Genomic DNA, 13,226 nt, shown 5'->3' with positions numbered 1-13,226 from the left:
GAGCACCGTGTGCATGTCGTAGGGCTGGTTCGCGCTGTCCGGGACGATTCCGTCCAGCTCGCGGTCCTCGTCGGTGACGGTGAGGTCCGCCTCCTGCGGGTACGCCGGGGGGTCGCAGAGGTTGTTGGACGGCAGGTAGGCCAGCAGCTGCCTGACGTACTCGATGGCGTCCTTCTCGTCCCCGGCCAGGTGGTGGGCCACGCCCGAGGCGGTGTTGTGGGTGCGGGCGCCGCCCAGCTCCTCGAAGCCGACGTCCTCGCCGGTGACCGTCTTGATGACGTCCGGGCCGGTGATGAACATGTGCGAGGTCTGGTCGACCATGACCGTGAAGTCGGTGATCGCGGGGGAGTAGACCGCGCCGCCCGCGCACGGGCCGACGACCAGGCTGATCTGCGGGATCACCCCGGAGGCGTGGGTGTTGCGGCGGAAGATCTCGCCGTAGGCGCCCAGCGAGGCCACGCCCTCCTGGATCCGGGCGCCGCCGGAGTCGTTGATCCCGATGACCGGGCAGCCGGTCTTCAGGGCGAAGTCCATGACCTTGACGATCTTCTGCCCGTACACCTCGCCCAGCGCCCCGCCGAAGACCGTGAAGTCCTGCGAGAACACGGCGACCGGACGGCCGTCGACCGTGCCGTACCCGGTGACGACGCCGTCGCCGTAGGGACGGTTGTCCTCCAGTCCGAAGCTGGTGGAACGGTGCCGGGCGAACTCGTCCAGCTCGGCGAACGACCCCTCGTCGAGCAGCAGATCGATCCGCTCACGGGCCGTCAGTTTGCCCTTGGCGTGCTGCTTCTCCACGGCACGCTCCGAACCGGCGTTCGTCGCCTCGTGAATGCGCCGCTGGAGGTCCGCGAGCTTGCCCGCGGTCGTACGAATATCGGGCTGCTGCACTTCCGGCTCGGACATCGGGATACGGCTCCCTGCCTGCTCAAAAGGGGGGACGGTTACTCATCCGTAGCGTAGTGGGGGCCCTGCGGATCGGCAGTGCGGTGTTTCCCACACCGCTTTCCCCTTCACAGATCGGGTAACGGACTCGGGCCCGCCCCGATGATCTGTTCTCCTGATCCGTCCCCGCTGCGGGACGGAGGATGTCGTACCTAGGCTGGCGGCATGACGAAGCCACCGGATGACGATGACCCGACCGGCCCGGCCCGCCCGCCGGCCTCGGGACGCTGGACCGACCTCGACCGCCCGCCGCTGAACACCGCCGGTCTGCGCAGAGGCCTGGTGCGCGACGGCGGGCTGTGGCGGCAGATCGACGTGGTGCAGCGCACCGGCTCCACCAACTCCGATCTGGTGGCCCGTGCCGGGAAGGGGACGGCCGACGAGGGGTCCGTGCTCGTCGCGGAGGAGCAGACCGCCGCGCGGGGCCGCCTGGACCGGCAGTGGACGGCCCCGGCCCGCTCCGGCCTCTTCTTCTCCGTCCTGCTCAGGCCCGCCGAGGTGCCGGTGGCCCGCTGGGGCTGGCTGCCCCTGCTCACCGGCGTCGCGGTGGCCACCGGACTGTCCCGGACGGCGGGCGTCGACACGGCCCTGAAGTGGCCCAACGACCTCCTCGTCACCGTCGGCGGCGAGGAGCGCAAGGCCGCCGGAATCCTCGCGGAGCGGGCCGGGGGCGACGGGGTGGTGATCGGCGTCGGCGTCAATGTCAGCCTGCGCGCCGACGAACTGCCGGTGCCCACCGCCGGGTCCCTGGCACTGGCGGGCGCGGTGACCACGGACCGGGACCCCCTGCTGCGGGGCGTGCTGCGGTCGCTGGAGGACTGGTACGGGCGCTGGCGGACGGCAGGCGGTGACCCGGCCGCGAGCGGCCTGCAGGAGACGTACACGGCGGGGTGCGCGACCCTCGGGCGGGCGGTGCGGGCCGAGCTGCCGGGCGACCGGGTGCTGGTGGGCGAGGCGGTCGCCGTCGACGGGGACGGGCGCCTGGTGCTGGCCACGGAGGAGGGGGTCCAGGAACCGGTGGGGGCGGGCGACATCGTGCACATACGCCCTGTCGTCCCGTAGGCCCCGTCGTCCCGTAGACCCTGTTGACCCGGGGGGCGGGTGAGGGGCGCACGCGGGCACGGGTGCGGATGCGTACGGTGGGTACCCCGATGCCGGGTGCGCCGGTCGTGCCTCCCGTCGGCGCGACCGAACGGAGTGAGCTGGGGCACACCTGCCGTAGAGTTGAGGCCGGTCGAGACATGGCCGTGGCAGATCGGAAGGGCAGCAACGCGTGACCGTCGACGACTCGGGCTCCGGAACGGAAGCGCAGGGCCGCGCGGAGCCTCCGCCACCCTCGGCCTCGCGCGAGCGGGGGGACGACTCCCGTCCCCCCGACAACGGCGAGGACCCGCTCGCTCTGCGTCTTGAACAGCTCATCCTGGGTGCCGAGCGCCGTTACACCCCCTTCCAGGCGGCCCGCAGCGCCAGCGTCACGGTGGAACTGGCCACGCGCTTCTGGCGGGCCATGGGGTTCGCCGACGTCGGACAGGCCAAGGCGTTCACCGAGGCCGACGTCCTGGCGCTGCGCCGACTGGCCGGTCTGGTGGAGGCGGGGCTGCTGAGCGAGGCCATGGCCGTGCAGGTGGCGCGGTCCACGGGACAGACCACCGCGCGACTGGCCGAGTGGCAGATCGACTCCTTCCTGGAAGGGCTGACCGAGCCGCCCGAGCTGGGCATGACCCGCACCGAGGTCACGTATCCCATCATCGAGCTGCTCCTGCCCGAGCTGGAGGAGTTCCTCGTCTACGTCTGGCGGCGGCAGCTCGCCGCCTCGGCCGGGCGGGTGCTCCAGGCCGCCGACGACGAGGAGATGGTGGACCGGCGGCTCGCCGTCGCGTTCGCCGACCTCGTCGGGTTCACGCGGCTGACCCGGCGGATGGAGGAGGAGGAGCTCGGCGAACTCGTCGAGGCCTTCGAGACGACCGCCGCCGACCTGGTGGCCGCGCGCGGCGGGCGGCTCATCAAGACCCTTGGTGACGAGGTGCTCTACGCCGCCGACGACGCGGGGACGGCCGCGGAGATCGCCCTGCGGCTGATCGAGACCATGGCGAACGACGAGACGATGCCGGAGCTCCGGGTCGGCATGGCCTTCGGCACCGTCACCACCCGGATGGGCGATGTCTTCGGTACGACGGTGAACCTGGCCTCCCGGCTCACCTCGATAGCTCCTCGGGACGCCGTACTCGTGGACACGGCCTTCGCCGAGGAACTGATCCGCACCGGTGACGCGCCCGCCTCCGAGGCCGCCGCTGCCGAGGCGGCGGCCACGGCGGAGAAGGAGGGCGAGGAGCCGCCGACGTACCGCTTCGGGCTGCAGCCGATGTGGCAACGGCCCGTGCGCGGTCTGGGCGTGGTGGAGCCGTGGCTGCTCACGCGCCGGGACAATCCCTAGAGGTTCCGGGAGTTCTCCGACTGACCTTGGGGGGTCAGCCCTTGAGATGGGGTCCGCCGCCCACGCACAGGCCGATGATCGGTACGCAGAGGACGGGGTCGTCGTCCGGTTCGCCCGGCCGGTCCGGCGGTGGGGGCGGGGTCTGCCGGTCCGGGGGCCGAGGCCGCGGCGGTGTGCGGTCCGGAGGCGTCGGCGGGGGAGTGGGGCCGTCCGGCGGGGCGCCGGTGGGGGCCGGCGGCTTCGGGGCCCCTGGCGTGTCCGGGGTGCTCGGGACGCCCGGAGTGGTGGGGGGCGAGGTCACGGCGGTCGGGGCGGCGTTGCTGCCCGGGGTGGCCGGGGTGAGCAGCGGCGCGCTCTGACCGCCCAGGGCGGTGGGCGAGGAGGGACCGGCCCTCGGGGCCGGGACGGCCGGAGCAGTGGCGCCGCCCGTGCCGCCCGTGCCGGGGCTCGTGGCGGTCGAGGGGTCCGGGACGACCGGGTGGGGGCCGGTCCCCGCGCCGATGTCCGCGGGCCCCGGGCCGGACGCCAGGCGTACGAGGCTCAGGGCGCCCGCGGTCAGCGCCAGCCCGCCGCCGGCCAGCAGGAGTTTCCGGGGGCGGGGTTTGCGGTGGCGGCCCCGGATGCGCGCGCTGAAGAGGCCGAATCCGGTGTGTACCGGCGCGCCCTCGGCCGTCTCCGGCCCGGTGGACCGCGGTTCGGCCGCTTCGGTCGTTCTGGTCGGCGTGTTCGTCGGCATGATGATTCCTCCCCCTGCGTACGCGCCCCCACGCGCCGCGGTGCATCGCACGCTAGGCCTTCCCGTACGGGACCGGACCCGAGTGGCCGGAATGTCACTCGAACGGGTGGACGGGGGGTGATGAGGGAACTGGACGTGCGCCCTTTTGCCGGGGGGTGTTCGACTGCGATGATCGGGACGACGGATGTTAGCCAGCGTTAACCGGAGGCTGTCGTGAGTGAGGAACGGTTCGGGGAGTTCGTGCTGGTGCGGCGGCATGAGCAAGGGCATGTCGCGGAGCTCGTCCTCGACCGGCCCAAGGCCATGAACGCCGTCTCGACCGGGATGGCCCGGTCCCTCGCCGGAGCCTGCGCGGCGCTGGGGAAGGACCCGGCCGTACGGGTGGTGGTGCTGACCTCGTCGCACGAGAGGGCCTTCTGCGTGGGGGCCGATCTGAAGGAGCGCAGTTCCTTCAGCGACGCCGATCTGGTGCGCCAGCGGCCGGTGGCGCGCGGGGCCTACACCGGCGTGCTGGAGTTGCCGGTGCCGACGGTGGCGGCGGTGCACGGGTTCGCGCTCGGCGGCGGATTCGAACTGGCCCTGTCCTGCGATGTGATCGTCGCCGACCGTACGGCCGTGGTGGGGCTGCCCGAGGTTTCCGTCGGGGTGATTCCGGGCGGCGGCGGTACCCAGCTGCTGCCCAGACGGGTGGGCGCGGCGCGGGCCGCCGAACTGATCTTCACGGCGCGCCGGGTGGAGGCCGACGAGGCCCGGGAGCTGGGACTCGTCGACGAACTGGTGGAGACGGGCCGGGACCGGGAGGAGGCGCTGGCCCTGGCCGCCCGGATCGCCGCCAACTCGCCGGTGGGGCTGCGGGCGGCCAAGCGGGCGCTGAGGCTCGGGCAGGGGCTGGACCTGCCCGCCGGCCTCGAGGTGGAGGACGCCGCCTGGCGGTCGGTGGCGTTCTCGGGCGACCGTGCGGAGGGCGTCGCCGCCTTCAACGAGAAGCGCAGGCCGAACTGGCCGGGAGAATAGAAGCGGCGCCGGGCCGCGAGAGCGGGGCACCCGCCACCGAGTGGAGCGTCGCCGGTCCGGGAGGGAGCGGCAGGAGAGGCAGGAGCGGGAGGAGAGGCAGGAGGGGCGGGGCGGCGAGGTCCGGGGCATGGTGATGCTTCCCGTTTGCTCATTAAATACCCCTGTTCACGCTGAATGTCCTTAGCCTGGAGGGATGGGTGAGGACAGCCGGCTGGCGGCGGTGGTGGCGCTGGCACAGGGCATGGCCGCCGCGCACAGTTCGCGGGAGGTCTGGCGGGCCGCGGCCCACGGGGCCCGCCGGGCGCTCGGTGGGGGTTTTGCCGCACTGTCGGTGTGGGAGCGCGAGCTGGGGCGGCTGCGGGTCCTGGTCAACGTCGGTGAGCTGGCCGAGGGTGAGGAGGAGTTCCCGGACGACGAGGCCTACCCCGTGCACCAGTTCGCCGAGATCGCCGAATTCCTGCATGAGCGGTGGGCGGCCGGTGGCGGCGAGCCGGACGCCTGGGTGGAGACCGCCCGGGGGCCGACGGAGGGGCAACCCGGCTACACCCACCAGAGGGTGGCGGCCCTGCGCCGGAGGGGGCGCGGCTGCTGCGTGGTCGCCCCGATCGTGCTGCACGGGCGGGCGTGGGGCGAGCTGTATGTGGCCCGGCCGGTCGGTGCCCCCGTCTTCGCGCGGGGTGACGCCGACTTCGCGACGGTGCTGGCCGCCGTCGTCGCCGCCGGGATCGCGCAGACAGAGCGGTTGGAGGAGGCGCGGCGGCTCGCGTACACGGACGCGCTCACCGGGCTGGCCAACCGCCGGGCCGTGGACGTGCGGCTCGACGAGGCGATCGAGCGGCACCGCCGGGACGGAGCCGTCGTCAGCCTCGTCGTGTGTGATCTGAACGGGCTCAAGCGGGTCAACGACACGCTGGGGCATGCCGTCGGCGACCGGCTCCTCGAGCGGTTCGGGACCGTGCTGTCCCTGTGCGGGGCCAGGCTGCCCGGTGCCCTGGCGGCGCGGCTGGGCGGGGACGAGTTCTGTCTGCTGGCGGTGGGGCCGTCCGCCGACGAGGCCGTCAAGGCGGCCGACGAAGTCTGCCGTCGCGCCGTGGAGTTGGAGATCGGGGACGGTGTGGCCTGCGGTGTGGCCTCCACCGGGGACGACATCGGGCCGGTGCGCTCCGCCCGGCGGCTCCTCCGGCTGGCCGACGCGGCGCAGTACCGCGCGAAGGCCGAGCGGGCGTCCCGTCCCGTCGTCGCCGGGCGAGAGGGCCCGGGTGACCCGGTCGTGAGCCTGGTGGACGAGCCGGTAGGGAGGCCGGACGGGGAGCGGCGCCGGTTCCGGGGGCGGCACTCGCCGTAGGGCCTGTCCGATATGCGCCCGTCGTTCGCCTGGAGGGCGGGCGTATCGGTGACAGGGGGGCGGGCGTGTCGGTAAGGGGTGACCGCGGTTCCCGGTGATGACATCATTGAATTCACTGCGTACGCTCCTGAATATGGATATGCACACCGTGGTGAACGGGGAAGACGTGAAGCGCGGCCTTGAAAGGGTGGTGGTGGGTGACGGACGGGCGTCCGGAGTGACCGTGTCCGACGTGCTCGCCGTGGCGCGCGGCGGTGCCCGCATCGAGCTCTCCGGCGAGGCGCTGACCGCCCTCGCCGCGTCCCGCAGGATCGTGGACGCCCTGGCCGCCGAGCCGAACCCCGTGTACGGGGTGAGCACCGGCTTCGGCGCCCTGGCGACCCGGCACATCGGCCCCGAGCTGCGTGCCCGGTTGCAGCGCAACATCGTCCGCTCGCACGCCGCGGGCATGGGGCCCCACGTCGAGCGCGAGGTCGTCCGCGCCCTGATGTTCCTGCGGCTGAAGACCCTCTGCTCCGGGCACACCGGCGTACGTCCCGAGGTCGCGCAGGCGATCGCCGACGTGCTGAACGCCGGGATCACCCCCGTGGTGCACGAGTACGGTTCCCTAGGCTGTTCCGGCGATCTGGCTCCGCTGTCCCACTGCGCGCTCACCCTGATGGGGGAGGGGGAGGCCGAGGGGCCCGACGGGGCACTGCGGCCCGCCGGCGACCTGCTCGCCGAGCACGGGATCCGGCCCGTCGAACTGCGCGAGAAGGAAGGACTCGCCCTCCTCAACGGCACCGACGGCATGCTCGGCATGCTGATCATGGCCCTCGCCGACCTCGACACCCTCTACCGGTCCGCCGACGTCACGGCCGCGATGAGCCTGGAGGCACTGCTCGGCACCGACAAGGTGCTCGCCCCCGAACTCCACGCCATCCGCCCCCACCCGGGCCAGGCCGCCAGCGCCGCCAACATGCTGGCCGTGCTCACCGGTTCGGGGATGACGGGGCATCACCAGGACGACGCCCCCCGCGTCCAGGACGCCTACTCGGTGCGCTGCGCCCCGCAGGTGGCGGGCGCCGGACGGGACACGATCGCGCACGCCCGGCTGGTCGCCGAGCGCGAACTCGCCGCTGCCATCGACAATCCGGTGGTGCTGCCCGGCGACACGGGTTCGGGGGCGTTCGGCTCCGAGGGCGGGCGGGTGGAGTCCAACGGCAACTTCCACGGTGCCCCGGTGGCCTATGTGCTGGACTTCCTCGCCATCGCCGTCGCCGATCTCGGCTCCATCGCCGAGCGCCGTACCGACCGGCTGCTGGACAAGAATCGCAGCCACGGGCTGCCGCCGTTCCTCGCCGACGATCCCGGTGTCGACTCCGGTCTGATGATCGCTCAGTACACGCAGGCCGCGCTGGTGAGCGAGTTGAAGCGGCTGGCCGTACCGGCGTCGGCGGACTCGATCCCGTCCTCCGCGATGCAGGAGGACCACGTCTCGATGGGCTGGTCGGCCGCGCGCAAGCTGCGTACCTCGGTCGACAGCCTCACCAGGGTCCTCGCCGTCGAGTTGTACACCGCCGCGCGCGCGGTGGAACTGCGCGAGGGGCTCACTCCGGCACCCGCGACCCGGGCCGTCGTCGAGGCCGCGCGACAGGCCGGTGTGGGCGGGCCCGGCCCGGACCGTCATCTCGCGCCCGACCTCGCCGCGGCGGAGGCGTTCGTACGGGACGGACGGTTGCTGACGGCGGTGGAAAAGATCACAGGCCCGCTGCGGTGACGTGCCGGGGCCGCCCGGGGATCACGGTCAAGGTCATCTCAAGGCAACGTCAAGCGAGTTAAAAGTCGAGGCGCTCCCGGCGTATCGAGTAGACGACGAAGCCCGCGCCGAGGGTGAGGCAGGCGGTGCCGCCGGCGACGTACGGCGTGCTGTTGAAGCTGCCGGTGTCGGCGAGCCGGACCTCACCGGCGGTGCCGGCGTACGACGCGGTCGAAGTGCTGGTCGAGGTACTGGAGATGACCCTCGCCTGCTCTGTGACCTGCGGAGACGGGCTTGCCGGAGTGCCCCCTTCAGCCGGGGTGTCCGAGGTCGCGTTGGCGGACGGGACGAACCACAGGGCGCACAGGAGGGTGCCTGCGGCGGTGGCGGTCAGCAACGGGCGGAGAGCGGATGACACGGAATATCGATCCCCTTGTGGCGCTGGCGAATTGGCCGTGTGGACTGATGTTAGTGAAAATCGCGGGTCACGGGAAAGTCACGGGAGCGGGAGCCGTACGCTCCGGGCATGAGTACTCCAGAGACATCGCGATTTGTACGGCTTCGGGTGGACCTCGTTCTCGAGGTCGATGACGTGGACGCCGTGATCGGCGCCGCGCTGGCCAGGGTCGCGGACGACGACGACCTGTCCGCGGAGGAGCGGGTGCCTGCTCGGGACGCGGTGGCCGCTGACACGGCCGAGGCGCTCGCGTACCTCGTCGACCCGTTCGGTCTGGTCGGCGACGTGCCGGGGGTGGAACTCCAGCAGGCATCGTGGAGCAGTGAGCGCATCGACTATGACCCGGACTCGCCCGAGTGGGACCTCGACGAGGACCTCGGCGAGGACCTCGACGGGGACGGCGACGAGGGCCTCGACGGGGACGGTGGCGAGTTCTACGGGAACGGACCCGATGAGGCATCAGATGATGACACGAGTGATGTTTCGAGCGAAAGCGACAAACGGGTCAAAGTCGGCATTGCACATTAATCCCTCAATGGTGATGAAGTGTTGAATATGGTGCAATACGCTCAAATCAGTGGCATGGAGGGCGGGTTGCGTCGAGCGGAGGTGACTGACCGGCACGGTTTGGGGAAATCGTGACCCCGGGCGGCAACCGTCGCCCGGGCTGTGACGTCTCAGGTGACGCACGGGCCGAACAACCCCTTGCCCGGCCGCGACGGACGTGGTGAGCCCCACATTCGCGGCCCATATGGAACGGGATCTACCGGTCGTAGCGTTGAAGTGTTTGACGGGGACTCTCAGCTTCGGGTGCGGGGGCCCGCGGGGTTCGGGGAAGCGGCGACGATGGAGAAGTGTGTGATGACGGACGGTAAGCGGCGCAGGGGTCTGATGGCTGCGTCCGCTCTGCTCGGTGGAGTGATGGTGCTCTCGGCGTGTTCCGGCGGCGGTGAGGACGCCGGTTCCGGTGGGGGCGGCAAGGGCACATCGCAGGCCCAGGTCGACGAGGCGGCGGCCAAGAAGACCTCCGAAGCCCAGATCAAGATCACGCCGAAGGGCGGCTCGACCAACGCCTCCATCAACAACTCCGCCGCGGTCGCCGTGACCAAGGGCACGCTCACCGAGGTCACGATGACGACCTCCGACGGCACCGCCGTCGAGGGTGAGATCGCCGCGGACAAGAAGAGCTGGAAGCCCACTGTTCAGCTGGAGCGCGCCACCGCCTACAAGCTGACGGCCACCGCCGAGGACTCCGAGGGACGCGCCGCCCACGAGAACGCCTCGTTCACCACGGTCTCCCCGGACAACAGCTTCATAGGCAACTTCACCCCGGACGACGGCTCGACCGTGGGCGTCGGCATGCCGGTGTCGATCAACTTCGACAAGGCGATCGCCAACAAGGCCGAGGTCCAGAAGGGCATCACCGTCTCCAGCAGCAGCGGCCAGGAGGTCGCCTGCCACTGGTTCAACGCCAACCGCATGGACTGCCGTCCCGAGGACTACTGGCAGGAGAACTCCACCGTCACCCTGAAGCTGGCGCTCGACGGGGTCGAGGGTGCCGAGGGCGTCTTCGGCGTCCAGCAGAAGACGGTCACCTTCAAGATCGGCCGCAACCAGGTCTCGACCGTCGACGCCGAGACCAAGCAGATGAAGGTCACTCAGGACGGCAAGACCGTCCGGACGATCCCGATCTCCGCCGGGTCGCCCGAGTACAAGACGTACGAGGGTCAGATGGTGATCTCCGAGAAGTTCAAGGAGACCCGGATGGACGGTGCGACGGTCGGCTTCACCGATGACGACGGCAAGGGCGAGTACGACATCAAGGACGTGCCCCACGCCATGCGCCTGAGCACCTCCGGCACCTTCCTCCACGGCAACTACTGGGGCGCCAAGTCCATCTTCGGCAGCGCCAACACCAGCCACGGCTGCGTGGGTCTGGCCGACACCCAGGGCGCCAACGACCCGAACACGCCGGGCGCCTGGTTCTACGACAACTCGATCGTGGGTGACGTCGTCGTCGTGAAGAACACCGGCGACAAGACCATCGCCCCGGACAACGGCCTCAACGGCTGGAACATGGACTGGGCCCAGTGGAAGGCGGGCTCGGCGGTCTGACACCGGCCGCCCGGCACGACCCGGTACCACTGCTCGCCCCATCCGACCGATGCCGCCGTCCGCCCTTCCCGGGCGGGCGGCGGCATCGGTCCGTTCCGACGGCCCGGTCCTCTTCTCATGCGTCTCTTATCCCGGGCTCAACACTTCATCACGAGGCGTCCCTAGCTTGCCCTCATGTACTTCACCTACCTGAGGCGCGAACTGCGCCGCCGCAGAAAAGTGGCCCTCGTCGTCGCCTCCGGTCTCGCACTCGGCATCGCGCTGGTCATCGTCGTCAGCTCCGTGTCCTCCGGGATGGGCAAGGCGCAGGAGAAGGTCCTGCAGTCGTTGTACGGACTGGGCACCGACATGACGGTCACCAAGGCCATGGAGTCGTCCGAAGAGGGCGGAGAACGCCCGGAGCGGCCACGCTTCAGCTTCGACGCCCGGGACGAGGACTCCGGCGAGGAGCAGAGCACCGACCGCGTCATGGTGCAGGGCTTCCAGAGCCTCGCCGGCTCGACCGTGGACAAGGTCGGCGAGCAGAGCGGTGTCGCCGACGCCGTGGGCGGGCTGAGCCTCCAGGTCGTCAAGGTCAGCGGCGAGTTCACCCGCGGCCAATTCCAGCAGGACGGACAGGGCGGCGGGCAGGGCGGGCCCGGCGGGGCCGAGCCGCCGGAGGGCGGCCGGGTCCAGGGCGGCGGCGCCGACTTCGACGTCAACAGCTACTCCGTCTACGGCACCGACGTCACCGAGCCGGAGCTCGGCCCGCTGACCTCCTCCAGGATCACCGACGGCCGTACCTTCAAGGCGAGCGAGACCGGCGCGAAGGTGGCCGTCGTCGACTCCGCCCACGCCAAGGAGAAGGAACTCGAGACCGGTGACACCGTCACGGTCAAGGGCACCGAATTCAAGATCATCGGCATTGCCACCGCCGAGAGCGGAGACGCCGCCGCCGACCTCTACCTCCCGCTGAAGCAGGCCCAGACCCTCGCCGACGCCAAGGACAAGGTCACCACGATCTACGTTCGCGCGACGGACTCACAACAGATCGACAGCGTCAAGTCCGCGATCCGGAAGAACGTTTCGGGGACGACCGTCACCACCTCCGCCGACCTCGCGGACACCGTCTCCGGCTCGCTGTCCACCGCCTCCTCCCTCGCCACCGGTGTGGGCAAGTGGCTGTCCGTCACGGTGCTCGTGGCCGCGTTCCTCGTCGCCGGGCTCCTCACCTCCTCGGCGGTGTCCCGCCGGGTGCGCGAGTTCGGCACCCTGAAGGCGCTGGGCTGGACGTCGGGCCGGGTGACCGGACAGGTCGTCGGCGAGGCGGTCGTGCACGGCCTGATCGGCGGCGTCCTCGGCATCGCGCTCGGCCTGGCGGGCGCGTACGCCGTCACCGCGATCAGCCCCACCCTGCAGGCCGAACTCGGCAGCGGCGGCACGGGCGGTCCCGGTGGTATCGGCGGCCCCGGCGGCGGTGGCCCCGGACAGGAAACGGCCGCCAAGACCCTCGAGGTCGCTCTCACCGCACCGGTCGGCCTCACCACCGTCGCCCTCGCGGTCGGCCTCGCGGTGGCCGGCGGTCTCGTCGCCGGCGCCTTCGGCGGCTGGCGTGCCTCCCGCCTCCGCCCGGCGGACGCGCTGCGCCGCGTCGCGTAGCGCCGCCCCCATCCTCGTACGCAATCCAGGAGTTGAGCCATGTACGAACTCAAAGGCGTCACCCGGCGCTACCCCCGGGGCAAGGAAACCGTTCACGCCCTCGACGGCGTCGACCTGACGATCCCCGACGGCGACCGGCTCGTCATCCAGGGCCCCACCGGCGGCGGCAAGTCCACCCTGCTGCAGATGCTCGGCGGACTTGACCGTCCCAGCTCCGGCGAGATCCTTCTCGACGGCACCGACCTGGCCAGGCTGCCCGAGGCCCGGCTCACCCGGGTGCGCAGCGAGAGCATCGGCTTCGTCTTCCAGTCCTTCAACCTGATCCCGACCCTCACCGCACAGGAGAACGTCGAGACCGCGCTGGTCCCGCTCGGGGTGAGGACGAAGGAGCGGCGTGAGAAGGCGGCCGAGGCGCTGGCCGCGGTCGGACTCGGCGAGCGGCTCGGGCACCTGCCCGCCGAGATGTCCGGCGGCCAGCAGCAGCGGGTGGCCATCGCGCGGGCGCTGGTGAAGGAGCCGAAGGTGCTGCTCGCCGACGAACCCACCGGAAACCTCGACGAGTCGATGCGCGACGAGGTCATGGAGGTCCTGATCCGGATGTGGAAGGAACTCGGGCTCACCTTCGTCATGGTCACCCACGACTCGACCCTGGCGAAGCAGGCCCCGCGCGTGGCGACCATCCGCAAGGGCCGCATCACGGTCAAGGAGAACCCGGGCGCCTGACCGCCACCGCCGCGCAGCAGCGTGGACGTACGCGGAATGCACGGGGAACGACGCCCGCTCCCGGTCCGGGGTATGAGCCCC

12 protein-coding genes are annotated in these 13,226 nt (G+C 71.4%); 9 read left to right on the top strand and 3 right to left on the bottom strand.

Annotated features, from left to right (window positions below; translation table 11 throughout):
* Positions 1 to 906 (bottom strand): acyl-CoA carboxylase subunit beta (locus ACFYQA_RS22090; RefSeq protein WP_388920353.1); only part of this gene is annotated, 906 nt, incomplete at its 3' end.
* A gap of 204 nt (positions 907 to 1,110) precedes the next feature.
* On the opposite strand from ACFYQA_RS22090, the gene ACFYQA_RS22085 reads away from it, so the two are divergent.
* Complete coding sequence (locus tag ACFYQA_RS22085) at positions 1,111 to 2,007, top strand: biotin--[acetyl-CoA-carboxylase] ligase (protein WP_388920350.1); 897 nt, start codon at positions 1,111 to 1,113, stop codon at positions 2,005 to 2,007.
* A gap of 211 nt (positions 2,008 to 2,218) precedes the next feature.
* Positions 2,219 to 3,379, top strand: coding sequence for an adenylate/guanylate cyclase domain-containing protein (locus ACFYQA_RS22080; protein ID WP_388920347.1), 1,161 nt, complete (start codon positions 2,219 to 2,221; stop codon positions 3,377 to 3,379).
* A 34-nt stretch (positions 3,380 to 3,413) separates the two neighbouring features.
* Here the strand turns inward: ACFYQA_RS22080 and ACFYQA_RS22075 are convergent, their stop codons facing one another.
* On the bottom strand, positions 3,414 to 4,115 hold the full coding sequence (locus ACFYQA_RS22075) for a hypothetical protein (RefSeq protein ID WP_388920344.1): 702 nt from the start codon (positions 4,113 to 4,115) through the stop codon (positions 3,414 to 3,416).
* 213 nt (positions 4,116 to 4,328) lie between these two features.
* Here ACFYQA_RS22075 and ACFYQA_RS22070 point away from each other — a divergent pair, with 213 nt between their 5' ends.
* The 3 genes from ACFYQA_RS22070 (at position 4,329) to hutH (ending at position 8,233) form a co-directional block, all read left to right on the top strand.
* Positions 4,329 to 5,129 (top strand): enoyl-CoA hydratase/isomerase family protein, encoded by an 801-nt coding sequence (locus ACFYQA_RS22070; RefSeq protein ID WP_388920341.1) that lies wholly within the window; start codon positions 4,329 to 4,331, stop codon positions 5,127 to 5,129.
* 193 nt (positions 5,130 to 5,322) lie between these two features.
* Positions 5,323 to 6,474, top strand: a complete 1,152-nt coding sequence (locus ACFYQA_RS22065) for a diguanylate cyclase domain-containing protein (RefSeq protein WP_388920338.1) — start codon at positions 5,323 to 5,325, stop codon at positions 6,472 to 6,474.
* 133 nt (positions 6,475 to 6,607) lie between these two features.
* Complete coding sequence (hutH, locus tag ACFYQA_RS22060) at positions 6,608 to 8,233, top strand: histidine ammonia-lyase (RefSeq protein WP_388920336.1); 1,626 nt, start codon at positions 6,608 to 6,610, stop codon at positions 8,231 to 8,233.
* Positions 8,234 to 8,291: 58 nt separating this feature from the next.
* On the opposite strand, the gene ACFYQA_RS22055 is transcribed toward hutH, so the two are convergent.
* Positions 8,292 to 8,630: an LAETG motif-containing sortase-dependent surface protein gene (locus tag ACFYQA_RS22055; RefSeq protein ID WP_388920333.1), complete on the bottom strand. Its 339-nt coding sequence runs from the start codon at positions 8,628 to 8,630 to the stop codon at positions 8,292 to 8,294.
* A 108-nt stretch (positions 8,631 to 8,738) separates the two neighbouring features.
* Here ACFYQA_RS22055 and ACFYQA_RS22050 point away from each other — a divergent pair, with 108 nt between their 5' ends.
* The 4 genes from ACFYQA_RS22050 to ACFYQA_RS22035 all read left to right on the top strand — a co-directional run bounded on the left by ACFYQA_RS22050 (position 8,739) and on the right by ACFYQA_RS22035 (position 13,145).
* Entirely contained in the window at positions 8,739 to 9,197 is a 459-nt protein-coding gene (locus ACFYQA_RS22050; RefSeq protein ID WP_388920330.1) for a hypothetical protein, read from the top strand.
* A gap of 333 nt (positions 9,198 to 9,530) precedes the next feature.
* Positions 9,531 to 10,784, top strand: a complete 1,254-nt coding sequence (locus ACFYQA_RS22045; protein WP_388920327.1) for an Ig-like domain-containing protein — start codon at positions 9,531 to 9,533, stop codon at positions 10,782 to 10,784.
* A 174-nt stretch (positions 10,785 to 10,958) separates the two neighbouring features.
* Positions 10,959 to 12,422: an ABC transporter permease gene (locus ACFYQA_RS22040; RefSeq protein ID WP_388920324.1), complete on the top strand. Its 1,464-nt coding sequence runs from the start codon at positions 10,959 to 10,961 to the stop codon at positions 12,420 to 12,422.
* Between the two features lie 39 nt (positions 12,423 to 12,461).
* Positions 12,462 to 13,145 carry an ABC transporter ATP-binding protein gene (locus ACFYQA_RS22035; RefSeq protein WP_388920321.1) on the top strand — a complete coding sequence of 228 codons (684 nt, stop codon included), beginning with the start codon at positions 12,462 to 12,464 and terminating at the stop codon, positions 13,143 to 13,145.
* Positions 13,146 to 13,226 lie beyond the last annotated feature (81 nt).

Origin of the sequence: Streptomyces sp. NPDC005774, from assembly GCF_042871645.1 — a bacterium.
Lineage (GTDB): Bacteria > Actinomycetota > Actinomycetes > Streptomycetales > Streptomycetaceae > Streptomyces > Streptomyces pratens.
This window is presented reverse-complemented; position numbering and strand designations above follow the sequence as displayed.

What these genes read in the sequence shown, in the direction of transcription:
- ACFYQA_RS22085 (WP_388920350.1), top strand. Translation starts at nt 1,111, where the DNA reads ATGACGAAGCCACCGGATGACGATGACCCGACCGGCCCGGCCCGCCCG.
- ACFYQA_RS22075 (WP_388920344.1), bottom strand. Translation starts at nt 4,115, where the DNA reads ATGCCGACGAACACGCCGACCAGAACGACCGAAGCGGCCGAACCGCGG.
- ACFYQA_RS22065 (WP_388920338.1), top strand. Translation starts at nt 5,323, where the DNA reads ATGGGTGAGGACAGCCGGCTGGCGGCGGTGGTGGCGCTGGCACAGGGC.
- hutH (WP_388920336.1), top strand. Translation starts at nt 6,608, where the DNA reads ATGGATATGCACACCGTGGTGAACGGGGAAGACGTGAAGCGCGGCCTT.
- ACFYQA_RS22050 (WP_388920330.1), top strand. Translation starts at nt 8,739, where the DNA reads ATGAGTACTCCAGAGACATCGCGATTTGTACGGCTTCGGGTGGACCTC.
- ACFYQA_RS22045 (WP_388920327.1), top strand. Translation starts at nt 9,531, where the DNA reads ATGACGGACGGTAAGCGGCGCAGGGGTCTGATGGCTGCGTCCGCTCTG.
- ACFYQA_RS22040 (WP_388920324.1), top strand. Translation starts at nt 10,959, where the DNA reads ATGTACTTCACCTACCTGAGGCGCGAACTGCGCCGCCGCAGAAAAGTG.
- ACFYQA_RS22035 (WP_388920321.1), top strand. Translation starts at nt 12,462, where the DNA reads ATGTACGAACTCAAAGGCGTCACCCGGCGCTACCCCCGGGGCAAGGAA.